Source organism: Thiomonas intermedia, from assembly GCF_002028405.1.
GTDB lineage: Bacteria > Pseudomonadota > Gammaproteobacteria > Burkholderiales > Burkholderiaceae_C > Thiomonas > Thiomonas intermedia.
Genome location: NZ_CP020046.1, coordinates 740,323 through 755,231 on the forward strand (window position 1 = coordinate 740,323; position 14,909 = coordinate 755,231).

The 14,909-nt window shown below is 67.6% G+C and carries 11 protein-coding genes; 7 read left to right on the forward strand and 4 right to left on the reverse strand.

What is annotated here, in order from left to right; all coding sequences use genetic code 11:
• Window positions 1–54: 54 nt before the first annotated feature.
• Window positions 55–1,518 carry a sensor domain-containing diguanylate cyclase gene (locus BVH73_RS03405; protein ID WP_079416090.1) on the forward strand — a complete coding sequence of 488 codons (1,464 nt, stop codon included), beginning with the start codon at window positions 55–57 and terminating at the stop codon, window positions 1,516–1,518.
• On the opposite strand, the gene BVH73_RS03410 is transcribed toward BVH73_RS03405, so the two are convergent.
• Window positions 1,499–2,527 (reverse strand): LacI family DNA-binding transcriptional regulator, encoded by a 1,029-nt coding sequence (locus BVH73_RS03410; protein WP_079416092.1) that lies wholly within the window; start codon window positions 2,525–2,527, stop codon window positions 1,499–1,501. The genes BVH73_RS03405 and BVH73_RS03410 overlap by 20 nt on opposite strands.
• A gap of 164 nt (window positions 2,528–2,691) precedes the next feature.
• Here BVH73_RS03410 and ptsP point away from each other — a divergent pair, with 164 nt between their 5' ends.
• From ptsP to BVH73_RS03425, 3 genes are read left to right on the forward strand one after another with little or no spacing between them, the layout of a single operon-like run.
• Entirely contained in the window at window positions 2,692–5,199 is a 2,508-nt protein-coding gene (ptsP, locus tag BVH73_RS03415) for a phosphoenolpyruvate--protein phosphotransferase (protein ID WP_079416094.1), read from the forward strand.
• A complete protein-coding gene (pfkB, locus tag BVH73_RS03420) occupies window positions 5,196–6,146 on the forward strand; it encodes a 1-phosphofructokinase (RefSeq protein WP_079416096.1) in 951 nt (316 codons plus the stop codon). Before ptsP ends, pfkB begins: the two co-directional genes overlap by 4 nt.
• Window positions 6,147–6,179: 33 nt before the next feature.
• Window positions 6,180–7,910 carry a PTS fructose transporter subunit IIC gene (locus BVH73_RS03425; RefSeq protein WP_079416098.1) on the forward strand — a complete coding sequence of 577 codons (1,731 nt, stop codon included), beginning with the start codon at window positions 6,180–6,182 and terminating at the stop codon, window positions 7,908–7,910.
• Window positions 7,911–7,959: 49 nt separating this feature from the next.
• Here BVH73_RS03425 and BVH73_RS03430 read toward each other — a convergent pair whose 3' ends face one another.
• Window positions 7,960–9,597 carry an APC family permease gene (locus BVH73_RS03430; RefSeq protein ID WP_079416100.1) on the reverse strand — a complete coding sequence of 546 codons (1,638 nt, stop codon included), beginning with the start codon at window positions 9,595–9,597 and terminating at the stop codon, window positions 7,960–7,962.
• Between the two features lie 161 nt (window positions 9,598–9,758).
• Here BVH73_RS03430 and BVH73_RS03435 point away from each other — a divergent pair, with 161 nt between their 5' ends.
• From BVH73_RS03435 to recQ, 3 genes are all read left to right on the forward strand, one after another.
• Window positions 9,759–10,682 carry an LOG family protein gene (locus BVH73_RS03435; protein ID WP_079416102.1) on the forward strand — a complete coding sequence of 308 codons (924 nt, stop codon included), beginning with the start codon at window positions 9,759–9,761 and terminating at the stop codon, window positions 10,680–10,682.
• The gene (gene rocF, locus BVH73_RS03440) at window positions 10,679–11,599 is read left to right on the forward strand and encodes an arginase (protein ID WP_079416104.1); all 921 of its coding nucleotides are present in this window, start codon (window positions 10,679–10,681) and stop codon (window positions 11,597–11,599) included. The genes BVH73_RS03435 and rocF overlap by 4 nt, the downstream gene beginning before the upstream one ends.
• 82 nt (window positions 11,600–11,681) lie before the next feature.
• The gene (recQ, locus tag BVH73_RS03445) at window positions 11,682–13,526 is read left to right on the forward strand and encodes a DNA helicase RecQ (RefSeq protein ID WP_079420297.1); all 1,845 of its coding nucleotides are present in this window, start codon (window positions 11,682–11,684) and stop codon (window positions 13,524–13,526) included.
• Here recQ and BVH73_RS03450 read toward each other — a convergent pair.
• Both BVH73_RS03450 and BVH73_RS03455 read right to left on the reverse strand, forming a co-directional pair.
• Entirely contained in the window at window positions 13,507–14,487 is a 981-nt protein-coding gene (locus tag BVH73_RS03450) for a TerC family protein (RefSeq protein WP_079416106.1), read from the reverse strand. The genes recQ and BVH73_RS03450 overlap by 20 nt on opposite strands.
• A 73-nt stretch (window positions 14,488–14,560) precedes the next feature.
• Entirely contained in the window at window positions 14,561–14,896 is a 336-nt protein-coding gene (locus BVH73_RS03455; RefSeq protein WP_079416108.1) for a TFIIB-type zinc ribbon-containing protein, read from the reverse strand.
• Window positions 14,897–14,909 lie beyond the last annotated feature (13 nt).

The following is a 14,909-nucleotide window of genomic DNA, read 5'->3' on the forward strand; positions in this document are numbered from 1 at the left end:
TGGGGGAACGCTTCCTAAAATCCGCCCCTCCAATCGAGAACCACACGCCCCGTCATGACCGCCCAAACCCTGCACCAGGACAACCTCGCCGATCTGTTCGAACTCGCGCCGGTTTCGCTGTGGGTGGAGGATTTCAGCGCCCTGCGAGCGTTGTTCGAGCAGTGGCGAGCCCAGGGCGTCAGTGATCTGCGCGCCTGGCTGCAAGAAGAACCCAGCCGCGTGGCCGAGTGCTCGGCGCGTATCAAGGTGCTGCAGGTCAACCGCCGCACCCTCGAACTGTTCGAGGCCCGCGACCTGGATCATCTGGTGGCCAATCTCGACCGCGTGTTCCGCGACGACATGCACCGCGAACATCTGGAGGAACTGGTGCAGCTCTGGAACGGCGCCACCCGCTACAGCAGCCAGACGGTCAACTACACCCTCGGCGAGCGCCGCCTCGACATCCAGCTCAACGCGCATGTCCTGCCTGGCTACGAGGCAAGCTGGAGCCGCGTGCTGTTCTCGATCGAAGACCTCACCGACCGGCTGCGCGCCGAACGCCGCCTGCACGCCAGCGAGCAATACGCCCGCGGGCTCTTCGAGCATTCGCCCGTATCGCTGTGGGTGGAAGACTTCAGCGCGGTGCGCAATCTGCTGGAGCTGTTGCGCACGCAGGGCATCACCGACTTCACCACCTTTCTGCGCGTTCACCCGGAATTCATCGACCGCTGCATGCAGGAGATCCGCGTGCTCGATGTCAACCAGCAAACCCTCGACCTGGTGGGCGCCGCCGACCGGGCGCATCTGCTGCGTCATCTGCAGCATGTGTTCCGCGACGACATGCGCGTGCCTTTCGCCGATCAGCTCATCGATCTGTGGAACGGCAAGCTCACGCAGCAGCGCGAGGTCGTCAACTATCACCTCAACGGCCAGCCGATCAATGCTCTCATGCAGTTCGCCGTGATGCCCGGGCATGAGCACGACTGGGCGCTGGTGCTGGTCTCGCTCACCGACATCACCGCGCGCAAGAAGGCCGAGGCCTATCTCGAATACCTCGGCAATCACGACGTGCTCACCGGTCTGCGCAACCGTACGTTCTTTGCCGACGAAATCAACCGTCTGGAGCGCAAGGACGCCAGCCCGATCAGCGTCATCATGCTCGACCTCAACGGCCTGAAGTCCGTCAACGACGACCTGGGCCACGCCGCGGGCGACGGCCTGCTGCGCCGGGCCGGCGAGGTGCTCGGCAAATTGGTGGACAAGCCGCAGGTCGCCGCGCGCGTGGGCGGCGACGAATTCGTGCTGCTGCTGCCCGATCTCGACGCCGCCGCCACCCGCGCCCTGAGCCAGCACCTGCTCGAACTCGTCGATCTGAACAACCAGTTCCATCAATCCCCCCGGCTCAGCTTCTCCATGGGCATGGCCACCCGCGCGACTGGCGAGCGCCTGGAAACGGCCATCAACCGCGCCGATCAGCAGATGTACGAGGCCAAACGGTCGTTCTACGAACAGATCGACTTCAACCGGCGGCAGGGTTAGGGGGCAACGCCGAACGCGCCCCTCGGTCGGTAGACCCCCGCGCGATGCAGCGCCCGCTGAGCAGCAGCTTGCGGGCCGGAAGCGCCGGATCTTTCAGACGCGCGGCAAGCAGCATCATGGCGTTGCGGCCGATGGCGTCCACCGGCTGTTCGATCACGGTCAGACCGGGCTCGACGATCTCGGTCCAGCTCTCGTTGTCGAACCCGGCCACGGCGACCTCGCGCGCCAGCGCCAACCCGGCCTGCCGCACCGCCCTCACCAGCCCCATGAGCAGCAGGCCATTGCTGGCGATGAGTGCATCGGGGCGGGCCGCTTCGCCCAGCCATTGCAACGCGGCCTGCTCGGCCGCCAGCGCCTGCGGCGGGACGAACATCGAGCGCGGCTCCAGGCCGAGGCGGAACATGGCCGACACGTAGCCGTCGTGCCGCTCGACGCCGCTGCTGCTGGCGTTGCCGAACACGCCGGCAATGTGCCGATAGCCTTGTGCATGCAGATGCTCGACCAGCATGCCGCTCGCGGCCGCGTTGTCGAGCGCCACCGCGTCGTGCCCGCCCCGCGTGCTGACGCGATCGATCAGCACGAGCGGAAAGCTCCATGGCTGCAGCGCGAGCTGGTCGGCCGTCTGGCGCGTGGGCGCGAAGATCACGCCCGTCACCCGCTCTTCCTCCATGAGGTTGAGGTACATGGCCTCCTTGTCGGGGTTCTCATCGGTGTTGCACAGAATGACGCGCAGCCCCAAGCGGTAGGCCTCGTCCTCCACCGCGCGGCTGACCGCGGTGAAAAAAGGATTGCGGATATCGGCCACGATCAGGCCGATGGTGCCCGAGTCGCGCGAGCGCAGACGCCGGGCCGACAGATTGGGGCGATAGCCGGTTTCACGAATGGCGGCCTGAATGCGGGCGGTGAGCTCAGGGCTGACCACCGTACTGCCGCTGAGCGCACGCGACACGGTCGCCACCGAAACGCCGGCCACTCGGGCCACGTCCTTAATGCTGGAGCTGGTAGCCATCTGAAATCGTCATCATTGTTTAAGCGGATTCAAGTCTTGATTTAGGTCCATCTTAGCCAAGACTCCAGGAATTTTCCCGGAGCATACGGGTTATTACGCAGAGATCGGCCTTGAAACATCGAATGTAATCGTTATCATTTCAGCCACAACGACAGGAGATGAAGATGGCTGCAACGTCCCCCGAAGACCTGGTGTCCGAAGCGCGCATCCGATTGGGCGCCCATGCTGCAAGCAAGGAGGACGCGATCCGCGAAGCCTGCCAGCTGCTCAGCGCCGACGGCTGCGTGGCGCCGGGTTTCACCGCCAGCGTGCTCGAGCGCGAAAAAGTGGCCAACACCTTTCTCGGTCACGGCGTGGCCATCCCCCACGGACTGGGACAGGACCGCAACCTGGTGCTGCGCGACGGCATCGCCATCCTGCAGGTGCCGCAGGGCGTCGAATGGAATCCGGGCCAGCACGCACGGCTGGTCGTGGCGATCGCAGCCAAGTCCGACAGCCACATCACCCTGCTGCGGCGACTGACCCGCCTGATCCAGGACGACAGCCGCATGGCCGCGCTGTTCGTCACCACCCAGGCCTCCGATCTGGTTCTGGCGCTGGGCGACGAGGCCGCGCCAGCGCCGGGCACACCGGCCACCGACCTGGCGCACGCCCTGGACTGGATGCTGCCCTACCCCGCCGGTCTGCACGCGCGTCCGGCCTCGCAGTGGGTCGAGGCGGCGCGGCGTTCCGGCGTGCGGCTGCAGGTGCGTCACGGCGATGACACCGCCGACGCCCGCAACCTCGTCGGCCTGCTCAGCCTGGGGCTGCGCCAGGGCGACACCCTGCGGCTGTCGGCCGATGGAGAGGGGGCACAGGAGGCCCTGCAGCGCTTCCGCCAGGTGCTCGACAGCCTCACCGCACAGGAACGCGCCGACGCCGAACGCGCGGCGATGCCCGCCGCACCCATCGCCGGTGCCTGGGTTCCGCCCGGCGCGCCCGGCGTGGTGCACGGCCTGCCCGCGAGCCCGGGCCTGGCGGTCGGTCGGCTGCACGTGCTGGCGCCCGCCGACCTGCAGATTCCCGATCTGCCCGTGCCGCTCGATCAGGGCGCCGACCTGCTGCATCACGCCCTGCTCGTCACCGACCAGCAGCTCGCGGCCCTGGCCGACGATACCGCCCGCCGCCTGGGCGAGGCCGAGGCCCGCATCTTCAAGGCCCAGCGCGAACTGCTCAAGGACAGCGACCTCATCACCCTGACCTGCCAGATCCTGGTCGAAGGCCACGGCGTGGGCTGGTCGTGGAACAACGCCGTGGAACGCATGGCCTGCAGGCTCGCCGCGCTGGGCAACCCGGTGCTCGCCGGGCGCGCCACCGATCTGCGCGATGTCGGCCGCCGGGTGCTGGCGCAGCTGGAGCCCTCGCTGCAACTCGGCCATCTGCGCGACCTGCCCGAGCAGCCCTGCATCCTCGTCGCCGACGACCTGACGCCCTCCGACACCGCCGCCATCGACATGAGCCGCGTCGTCGGGCTGGCCATCGCCCAGGGCGGCCCGACCTCGCACACCGCCATTCTCGCCCGCACCCTGGGTCTGCCGGCCCTGGTCGGCGCGGGCGGCGCCCTGCTGGCACTGCAAGGCGGCGCGACCGCCGTGCTCGACGGCGTGGGCGGCAAGCTCTATCTCGACCCCAGCCCGGCCGACCTCGCTTCGGCGCAGGGCTGGATTGCCGCCGAGGCCGGGCGGCGCGCCGCGCAGAAAGCCGAGCGCAGCCAGCCCGCGCGCCTGAAGGACGGCCACACCGTGGCCATAGGCGCCAACGTGAACCTGCCCAGCCAGGTGCCCATGGCGCTGGACGAAGGCGCCGAAGGCGTGGGGCTGATGCGCACCGAATTCCTTTTCCTGGAACGCGGCGAGTCGCCCGACGAACACGCCCAGCTCGCCACTTATCGCGGCATGATCGAGGCACTGGGGCCGCGTCCGCTGATCGTGCGCGCACTCGACATCGGCGGCGACAAGCAGGTGGCCCACCTGCATCTGCCGCAGGAGGCCAACCCCTTTCTCGGCGTGCGCGGCGCCCGGCTGCTGCTGCGCCGCACCGATCTGCTCGAACCGCAATTGCGCGCGCTTTACCGCGCCGCCAGGGACGGTGGCGATCTGTCCATCATGTTCCCCATGATCACCAGCGTGGAGGAGGTGCTCGCCCTGCGCGCCGTGTGCGAGCGTCTGCGCGTGGAGCTCAACGCCCCGCGGGTTCCGCTGGGCATCATGATCGAGGTGCCGGCCGCTGCCCTTCAGGCCGATGCGCTCGCCGCCCATGTGGACTTTTTCTCCATCGGCACCAACGACCTCACCCAGTACGTCCTGGCCATGGACCGGCAGAACCCCGACCTCGCCCCCCTGGCCGACAGCCTGCACCCCGCCGTGCTCCGCCTCATCCGCACCACGGTGGAAGGCGCGGCGCGGCACGGCCGCTGGGTCGGCGTCTGCGGTGGCCTGGCGGGCGACCCCTTCGGCGCGGCGCTGCTCACCGGCCTGGGGGTGGATGAACTGTCGATGACGCCCCGCGACATTCCCGCCGTGAAAGCCCGACTGCGAAGCAGCACCCTGGCGGAGCTGCGCCTGCTGGCCGAACGCGCGCTGGCCGCATCGTCGGCCCAGGCGGTGCGCGCGCTGTCGGTGGAGGCCGCATGAACACCGCGGCCTCGCCGGTCATCACCGTCACGCTCAACCCTGCGATCGACGAAACCATTTTTCTCGACGCGCTGCATCCCGGCCAGGTGCATCGCGCCCGCACGGCGCAGTTCGACGCCGGCGGCAAAGGCGTGATGGTGGCGGGTTGTCTGGCCGATTGGGGGCAGGCCGTGACCGCCACCGGATTGCTGGGCGAAGGCAATGACGCGGTGTTCAAGGCCCTGTTTGCGGCCAAGGGCATCACCGATGCCTTCAGCCGCCATCCGGGCCTGACCCGCACCAATATCAAGCTGGTCGATCCTCACGAGACCACCGACATCAACCTGCCCGGCGCCGAGGCCCCCGCCGCCTTGCTGCAAGCCGTTGAGCACCAGGTGCTGCACCGCGCCGACGCGCAGAGCCCGGTGGTGCTGGCGGGCAGCCTGCCCGCCGGGTTTCCCGCCGACACCTATGCCGCACTGATCAGCAGGCTCGGCGCGCGCGGCATGCGCACCGTGCTCGACACCAGCGGCGCGCCGCTGCGCGAGGCGCTGGCCGCTGACAGACGGCCCACGGTGATCAAGCCCAATCGCGCCGAACTCGAAGCCTGGGCGGACAAACCCCTGCCCGAAGCGGCCGACATCGTCGCCACCGCCAGGTCGCTGCTGGGCCGAGGTCTCGAACAGGTGGTCGTGTCGATGGGAGCCGACGGCGCCCTGTTCATCACCGCCGACGCCACCCTGCATGCCAGCCTTCCCGCGATCCGCCCGGCCAGCACGGTCGGCGCGGGCGACGCCATGGTGGCCGGCATCGTCGCCGCGCTGTCGGAAGCCGCCGCGCCAGACCGCATGGCCCGGCTGGGTGCCGCCTTCGCCTACAGCAAGCTCGGCCAGATCGGCCCCAACCTGGGCACGCGCAGCCGTGTCGAGGCCCTCGCAGCACAAGTGCGCGTTCAGGCTCTGGACTGACGCCAACCGATCACAACAACACAGGAGACCCGCATGCCATCGCTATTCGCCACCATCGCGGCCGACGAGCGCACCGTTGCCGGTGTGCTCGCCGCCGAGGCTTTGCGCCAGGCTGCCGCAAAGCGACATCAAACCCTCGAAATCGAGGTCCGTACCACCGAGGGCGTGCTCAACCCCTTGTCGCGCAGCCAGACGGCCGCTGGAGGCCTCTGGCTGGCCATCGGGGAGACCGATGCCCACGACCCGCGCATGGCAGGCCTGCACCGCGTCGGCGCCACGCTGGACGAGGTGCTGGCCAACGCCGACGCGGTGTTGAGCCGCGCCCTGCAGCCGCCATCCACCGCGACGCCCGCAGCACCGGCGCAGGCCAAGACGGCGGCCGCGCGCATCGTGGCCATCACCTCCTGTCCTACCGGCATCGCCCACACCTTCATGGCCGCCGAAGCCATCGAGCAGGCCGGCAAGGCGCTGGGCCATGTCGTGAAGGTCGAGACCCAGGGCTCGGTGGGTTCGCAGAACACGCTCAGCGACGACGACATCGCGCAGGCCGACGTGGTGCTGATCGCCGCGGACCGGCAGGTCGATCTGTCGCGCTTCGGCGGCAAGCGTGTGTTGCAGACCAGCACCAAGCCCGCGATCCACGACGGCCAGGCCCTGATCAGGCGCGCGCTGACCGAGGCGCAGGTATTGAACCCTGCAGGCAGCAGCGGCTTAGACCCTTCGGCCAAGCGCGAAAAGGCCGCCGTGCTGCGGGCCGGGCCTTACAAACACCTGATGACCGGCGTGTCGTTCATGCTGCCCTTCATCACGGCCGGCGGCCTGCTCATCGCCCTGTCGTTCGCGCTGGGCGGCATCTATGTGTTCAAGCCCGAACATGCGGGCACGCTGGGCTACGAGCTGTTCCAGATCGGCGCCAAGGCGGCGTTCGCGCTCATCGTGCCGGCGCTGTCGGGCTACATCGCCTACTCGATTGCCGACCGCCCAGGCATTGCGCCCGGCATGATCGGCGGCATGATCGCGTCGTCCATCGGCGCGGGCTTTCTGGGCGGCATCGTCTCGGGCTTTATCGCGGGCTATGGCACCGACTGGTTCAACCGGCATCTCAAGCTCAACCGGCATGTCGAGGGGCTCAAGCCCGTGCTCATCCTGCCCTTGCTGGGCACCCTGCTGACCGGTCTGCTGATGATCTACGTGGTCGGCACGCCGGTGGCGCAGGCACTGGCCTTCCTCACCGACTGGCTCAAGAGCATGCAGGGCGCCAGCGCCATCCTGCTCGGCCTGCTGCTGGGCGCGATGATGGCCTTCGACATGGGAGGCCCGGTGAACAAGGCGGCCTACACCTTCGCCACGGGCCTGCTCGCCAGCCAGATCTTCACCCCCATGGCCGCGGTGATGGCCGCGGGCATGACGCCGCCTCTGGCCGTGGCCCTGGCGACGCGGCTGTTCCCCAGCCGTTTCACCGTGGATGAACGCGAGGCCTGGGGTGCCACCGGCCTGCTCGGCCTTTCGTTCATCACCGAAGGGGCCATTCCCTACGCGGCGCGAGACCCGCTGCGCGTCATCCCGGCCAATATGATCGGCTCGGCCATTGCCGGGGCGATCTCGATGGTGGCCGCCGTGCAGTTGCGGGTGCCGCACGGCGGCGTGTTCGTCCTGCCCATTCCGAATGCCGTCTCGCATCTGGGCATGTACGTGCTGGCCCTGGTCGTGGGCACCGCGGTCAGCGCCGTGCTGCTGGGTCTGCTCAAGAAGAAAGTGAGCTGAACGCACGACGCAGGCCGCCGGGTGCGGCCTGCGCCAGGGCCGCTTCGCCTCAGCCTCGCGTCCGGCCGGTCAGTGCGATCATCTCGCGCGCTTCTTCCGGCTCGGGCAGCCCGCTGGCCACGGCCAGCGCCATGATGGCGATGCTGATGATGACCACCACGACCATGCCCTGATAGAACGTCAGCAGGCCCGTGCCGCCGATGAGATCCTTCGGCCCGAGATAGGTCACCAGCCACATGGCGAAGAAATAAGGCGCCAGCCACCAGGCACCTCTCCACTGCAGATGGCTCAGCTTGCCGCCATGGGTTGCGGCCTGGTAGAGCGTGAACAGCACGAAGATGATGGCGAGGCCGCCGAACAGGAAGTTGTCGGTACCGGCGCCCGACCAATAGATGATGAAGTTGGACACGATGAACGCCAGCGGCGCCCACAGCCCGGCGCCCTTGAGGGTGTAGGGGCGCGGATAGGTGCCCAGCGGCAGGCTGCGCCGCAGCGTCATGAGCGCCACCGGGCCGATACCGTAACCCAGCACCGTGGCCGAGGAGATGAAGGTCACGATCTTCTGCCACGACGGAAAAGGCAGGAAGAACAGAATGCCCACGATCCAGGTGATCCACAGCCCGGTGGATGGCGCTCCATGCTTGTTGAGTTTGGCGAACCAGGGCGTGGACAGGCCGTCCTTGCCGGTGGCGTAGACCACGCGCGCGGTGGTGCCGCCGTACACCAGCCCGGTGCCCGCCGGGGACACCACCGCGTCGATATAGAGCAGGATGGCCAGCCAGCTCATGCCCAAAATCACCGCCAGCCCGGCGAACGGACCCGACACCCCGGTGAAGTGCAGCTTGTCCCAGCCCTGCGCGATGTCGGCCGGGCTCACCGCGCCGATCAGCGCCACCTCCAGCCCGATGAAGATCGCCGCGGCGATGAGCACCGAGCCGATGATGGCGATCGGCACGTCGCGCTGCGGATTGGTGGCCTCACCCGACAGCTCGATGGCCTGGCGGAAACCCAGATAGCTGAACACGATGCCCGAGGTTGCGATCGTGGCAATGGTGCCCTGCAGGCCGAAGGGCGCAAAGCCGTGCGCGGTGAAGTTGCCCGTATGGAAGGACGAGACCATGAGCGCCACGATGGCCAGAACCGGGATGATGAGCTTCCAGATCATCAGCGTGTTGCCCAGCCGCAGCAGGGCGCGCACGCCCCAGGCGTTGATGAGGATGAACACGCCCAGCAGCACGACACTGATGGCCATGCCTTCGTCGGTGAGCAGCGAGGTCTTGGCATCGACCAAGCCCGGCAGGTAGTTGTTGGCGTAGGTCACCACGGCCAGCACCTCCGCCGGAGCGACGGTGACATAGCCGAGAAACACCACCCAGCTCACGACGGCCGCTGCCAGGTGGCCGTGGCTCAATTTGGGAAAGGTGATGACCGCCCCCATGCCCGGAAACGAACTGGTGAGCTCGGCATTGACGAAGGCCAGCACCAGAATGGCCGCACCGCCGATGGCCCAGGACAGGGTGCTGGCCGGTCCGGCCTGCGTGGCGGCCGTGAGCGGCGCGAACAGCCAGCCCGACCCGATGATGGCCGTGAGACTGGCGAACAGCAGGCTCCAGATTCCCGCCGCCTTGCGGATGCTTTTTCCCGGCCTGGAGGCATGTGGGGCCTGACCGATCTGAACGCTCGACATGATGTGTGTCTCCTGTTGATGTTTTGGTAGATGGGTTTTATGCCGAACCTCCGTGCAATGCCGTTTGAAAACGTAACGACCGCGGCGCCGCGAAACATCTCCTTTCCGATCCGTCCGGCGCTCGCCCTGCGGTGCCACCCTCCATTCGCTATGCTTGAAACATGAACAAACAACGCCTCTTGCGCCACAAGCGCAGCCATCTCACCGACCGCAACTTCCCCAGCGCGGGTGAAGATGCCGCGCTCGTGGCCAAAGAACCCTCGCCCTACGATCAGCCGGGCAGCAGCTACAAGCTGGCGTTCACCGACACCGAGTTCATCTTGCGCGAGGAGATGCGCGCGGTGCGCATGCAGCTCGAACTGCTCAAGCCCGAGCTGATCCAGACCGAGCACGGCATCGAATCGACCATCGTCATCTTCGGCAGCGCGCGCGTCCTCCCCCGCGACGTGGCGCAGCAGCGTCTGACCGAGGCCATGGCCAGGGACGACGATGCCGCCGTGGCGCGTGCGCGCATGCAGCTCGACATGTCGCGCTACTACGAGGAGGCGCGGCGCTTCGCCACCATCGTCACCCGCGCCACCTGCGACGCCGATGCGCCGCTGGTGGTCGTCACCGGAGGCGGGCCGGGCATCATGGAGGCGGGCAACCGCGGCGCGTTCGAAGCCCATGGCAAGAGCGTCGGCCTGAACATCGTGCTGCAGCACGAGCAGTATCCCAACCCCTACATCACGCCGGAACTGTGCTTCCAGTTCCACTACTTCGCGCTGCGCAAGATGCACTTCCTCATGCGCTCGGTGGCGCTGGTGTGCTTTCCCGGCGGTTTCGGCACGCTCGACGAGCTGTTCGAGGTGCTCACCCTCACCCAGGCCAGCAAGGTGCGCCGCCGCCCCATCCTGCTGTTCGGCGAGTCGTTCTGGCGCAAGCTGATCAACTTCGACTTTCTCGTGGAAACCGGCATGATCTCCCCGGAAGACGTGCATCTGTTTCACTTCGTCGAAACCGCAGAGCAGGCCTGGACGGTGCTGACGCAGGCGTTCGAGCTGGAGTCTCCCCAGGAAGACGCCGGGACCGAGGCGTCAGAATGACTCCACCCAACCTCGTCCATCTCATTGGCGCGCCAACCGATATCGGCGCCGGCGACCGTGGCGCCTCCATGGGCCCCGAGGCCCTGCGCGTGGCCGGGATCGACCGAGCCCTGCGCGGCCAGGGCCTGACGGTGCATGACACCGGCAATCTCGTCGGCCCGCAAAATCCGTGGCAGCCTCCGGTCGAAGGCTATCGGCACCTGCCCGAAGTGATCGCCTGGAATGCCGCGGTGCATCAGGCCGTGGGCGAGGCCTTGCGGGCCGACGCCCTGCCCATTCTGCTGGGCGGCGACCACTGTCTGGCCATCGGCTCGCTCAGCGCGGTGGCGCAGCATTGCCGCACAAAGGGCCGCAAGCTGCGCGTGTTGTGGCTCGACGCGCATGCCGACTTCAACACGCATACCGTCACCCCCACCGGCAACATCCACGGCATGCCCGTAGCCTGCCTTTGCGGCAACGGTCCGCAGGCCCTGACCACGCTGGGCGGCCCGGCGCCGCAGCTCCAGCCCAACAGCATCCGCCAGATCGGCATTCGCAGCGTCGACGCCGAGGAGAAGCGGCTGGTCCACCGCGCCGGGCTGGACGTGTTCGACATGCGCTATATCGACGAATACGGCATGCGCGACGCCATGCGCCGGGCGCTCGAGGGTCTGGACGACGACACCCATCTGCACGTGAGTTTCGATGTCGACTTCCTCGATCCCGACATCGCACCGGGCGTGGGCACCACGGTACCCGGTGGCCCCACCTACCGCGAAGCGCAGCTCTGCATGGAGATGATCTGCGACACGGGCCGGCTCGCCTCGCTCGACGTGGTGGAGCTCAATCCCGCCTTCGATGAGCGCAACCGCACCGCGCAGGTCGCCGTCGATCTGATCGAAAGTCTGTTCGGCAAGTCCACGCTGATGCGCAAGTGAGCCAGAGCCTGTCACGCTATTTCTGCAGTACAGAAATGGCGTGAACAGGCCCTTGCATGGCGGCGCAGCGACAATGGCGCCCATGCCCTCGAAGTTTCCCACCGCCCTGGACGCTCTGCAGCACGTCTGGGGCTATACCGCGTTCCGCAGTTTGCAGGCCCAGGCCATCGACCATGTGGTCGCGGGCGGCGACGCCCTGGTGCTCATGCCCACGGGCGGCGGCAAATCGCTGTGTTTCCAGATTCCGTCCCTGCTGCGCAGCGGCGTGGGCATCGTCGTCTCGCCGCTGATCGCGCTGATGCAGGATCAGGTGGCCGCGCTGCGCGAACTGGGCCTGCGCGCCGCCTTCCTCAACTCCACGCTCGACGCCGCCGAGGCTAGAGCCGTGCAGCGCGCCGCGCGCGCGGGCGAGCTCGACCTGCTCTACATGGCGCCGGAGCGGCTGCTGAGCGAATCCGGCCTGGCCCTGCTCGACGAGCTTCGCATCGCCCTGTTCGCCATCGACGAGGCGCACTGCGTCTCGCAATGGGGCCACGATTTCCGCCCAGAGTACGGCCAGCTCTCGATGCTGCGCGAACGCTGGCCCGACGTGCCTCGCGTGGCCCTGACGGCCACCGCCGACGAGCCCACGCGGCACGAGATCGTGCAGCGTTTGCTGCATGACGGCACCGAGTTCGTCTCCAGTTTCGACCGCCCCAACATCCGCTACCGCGTGGTGGAAAAGCGCGACGGCCGCGCGCAGCTGCTGCAGTTCATCCGCACCGAGCATCCGTTCGATTGCGGCGTGGTCTATGCCCTGTCGCGCAACACGGTGGAAGAGGTGGCCGAGATGCTGTCCGGCCACGGGCTGCGCGCCCTGCCCTACCACGCCGGTCTGCCCGCGGCCACGCGCGCGGCCCATCTGCGGCGCTTTCTCGACGAGGACGGCATCGTCATGGTGGCGACGATTGCCTTCGGCATGGGCATCGACAAGCCCGACGTGCGTTTCGTCGCCCACCTCGACATGCCCAAGTCCATCGAGGGCTATTTCCAGGAGACCGGCCGCGCCGGGCGCGACGGTCTGCCCGCCACCGCCTGGATGGCCTACGGCCTGCAGGACGTGGTGCAGCAGCGGCGGCTCATCGAACTGTCGGAGGCCGACGATGCCTACAAGCGCCTGTCCACCGCCAAGCTCGACGCCATGCTCGCCCTCGCCGAGGCCGCCGACTGCCGCCGCGTGCGCCTGCTGGGCTACTTCGGCGAATCCAGCTCGCCCTGCGGCAACTGCGACAACTGCCTGAATCCGCCGCAACTCATCGACGTCACCGAGTCGGCACAGAAGCTGCTGTCCACCATCTACCGCTGCCGCCAGGCCAGCGGCACCAGCTTTGCGGCGAGCCACCTCATCGACGTGCTGCGCGGCAAGCGCACCGAAAAGACCGAGCGCCACAGCCACCACGCGCTGTCCACCTTCGGCATCGGGGCCGACCTGAGCGAGACCGACTGGCGCCTGCTGCTGCGCCAGCTCGCCGCGCAGCGCGTCGTCGAGGTGGACGCCGCACATTTCAACGTGCTGCACCTCACCGACGCCAGCCGCGCCGTGCTCAAGGGCCAGCAGCGCATCCATCTCAAGCACCGCGAGCCCGGCTCGGAACGCCGACGGCGCAGTGCCAGCGGCAGCACCGCCTCGACCGGTACGCGCCTGACGATGCAAGCCATGTCGAGCGCCGACGCCGAACTGTTCGCCCACCTGCGCAGCTGGCGTGCGGCCACGGCGAAGGACCATGGGGTGCCGGCCTATGTGGTCTTTCCCGACGCCACGCTGCAGGCCATCGCGCTGGCGCGCCCCGACAGCCTGGAGGCCCTGCGCAGCATTTCCGGCGTGGGCGACAAGAAGCGCGACACCTATGGCGCCGCGCTGCTCGAGGTCATTGCCCAGCAGGCTTGATTACCACCGCGCCGCGCGTCTTCCACAGCGAGAACAGCACACCTGCGGCCAGCAGACCGAAGGTCACCGCCAGGCTGATCGCCGACGGGATCTTGCCCACCAGCTCGGCCGCGATGATCTTGCCGCCGATGAACACCAGCACCAGCGCCAGCGCGTACTTCAGATAGGCGAAGCGGTGCAAGATGGCCGCCAGCGCAAAGTACAGCGCACGCAGGCCCAGGATGGCGAAGATATTGCTCGTGTAGACCACGAAGGGGTCGGCCGTCACCGCGAAGACGGCGGGCACGCTGTCCACGGCAAACACCAGATCGGCCAGTTCCACGGTGACCAGCGCCATGAACAAGGGCGTGGCAAGGCGGCGCATGCGCCCATGTCCATCGGGCCGCTTCACCCAGAAGGCGTTGCCATGCAGTTGCTCCGACACCGGCACCACGCGGCGAATCAGGCGCAGCACCGGGTTGCGCATCGGATCGGGCGCATGATCGGCCGCCCACAGCATCTTCACGCCGGTGTAGATGAGGAAGGCGGCGAACAGGTAGAGAATCCAGTGGAACTCCTGGACCAGCGTGGCGCCGGCGCCGATGAGCAGCGCCCGCATCACGATCACGCCCAGAATGCCCCAGAACAGCACCCGGTGCTGGTACTGGCGCGGCACGGCGAAGGCCGCAAAGACCAGCGAGATCACGAACACATTGTCCAGCGACAGGCTCTTCTCGACGGCGTAGGCGGTGAAGTAATCCATGCCCTGCTGCGGCCCCACCTGCCACCACAGCCAGCCGCCGAACACCAGGGCGACCGCGATATAGCCCGCCGAAAGCCACAGACTTTCCGTCACGCTGATCTCGCCACCGTCGCGGTGCAACACCCCGAGATCGAGCGCAAGCAGAGTGACGACCACGCCGCCAAACACCAGCCAGAGCCAGACGGCGTGACCTAGAAAAGGGAGCTGCAAGATATCCATGATCAAGAACGAAAAAACCTAAAAAAAAGGGGGCCTCGCCCCCCAAGAGATGACACTGTTGGAGCGCAGTGTGTCAATCGAAATCAAACAGATCGGACAGCAGCGACTTGCGCTTGCGGTAGGGCTGCTGCCCCTGGCGTGAATCGTGCGATGGCCTGCGAAAATCGCTGTCTTCGAAATCGGGCTGGCGGGGCGCCGCTCGTTGTGGCGCCGGGGCCGCGGCAGGGGCCGCGGCAGGGGCAGGCGCGGCGTGAATCGTGCCCCCCTCGGCGGCCGCCGCGCGCTCGACAATCTTGTCGAGTTCGCCGCGATCGAGCCAGACGCCGCGGCACTTCGGGCAGTAGTCAATCTCGATGCCCTGACGCTCGGCCATCACCAGCGTCGTGCCGGCACAGTGTGGACATTGCATGCGAAACCTCCTT

Excerpts from the sequence above, each read along its gene's own strand:
- BVH73_RS03405 (WP_079416090.1), top strand. The coding sequence starts at position 55 with ATGACCGCCCAAACCCTGCACCAGGACAACCTCGCCGATCTGTTCGAA.
- BVH73_RS03410 (WP_079416092.1), bottom strand. The coding sequence starts at position 2,527 with ATGGCTACCAGCTCCAGCATTAAGGACGTGGCCCGAGTGGCCGGCGTT.
- ptsP (WP_079416094.1), top strand. The coding sequence starts at position 2,692 with ATGGCTGCAACGTCCCCCGAAGACCTGGTGTCCGAAGCGCGCATCCGA.
- pfkB (WP_079416096.1), top strand. The coding sequence starts at position 5,196 with ATGAACACCGCGGCCTCGCCGGTCATCACCGTCACGCTCAACCCTGCG.
- BVH73_RS03425 (WP_079416098.1), top strand. The coding sequence starts at position 6,180 with ATGCCATCGCTATTCGCCACCATCGCGGCCGACGAGCGCACCGTTGCC.
- BVH73_RS03430 (WP_079416100.1), bottom strand. The coding sequence starts at position 9,597 with ATGTCGAGCGTTCAGATCGGTCAGGCCCCACATGCCTCCAGGCCGGGA.
- BVH73_RS03435 (WP_079416102.1), top strand. The coding sequence starts at position 9,759 with ATGAACAAACAACGCCTCTTGCGCCACAAGCGCAGCCATCTCACCGAC.
- rocF (WP_079416104.1), top strand. The coding sequence starts at position 10,679 with ATGACTCCACCCAACCTCGTCCATCTCATTGGCGCGCCAACCGATATC.
- recQ (WP_079420297.1), top strand. The coding sequence starts at position 11,682 with ATGCCCTCGAAGTTTCCCACCGCCCTGGACGCTCTGCAGCACGTCTGG.
- BVH73_RS03450 (WP_079416106.1), bottom strand. The coding sequence starts at position 14,487 with ATGGATATCTTGCAGCTCCCTTTTCTAGGTCACGCCGTCTGGCTCTGG.
- BVH73_RS03455 (WP_079416108.1), bottom strand. The coding sequence starts at position 14,896 with ATGCAATGTCCACACTGTGCCGGCACGACGCTGGTGATGGCCGAGCGT.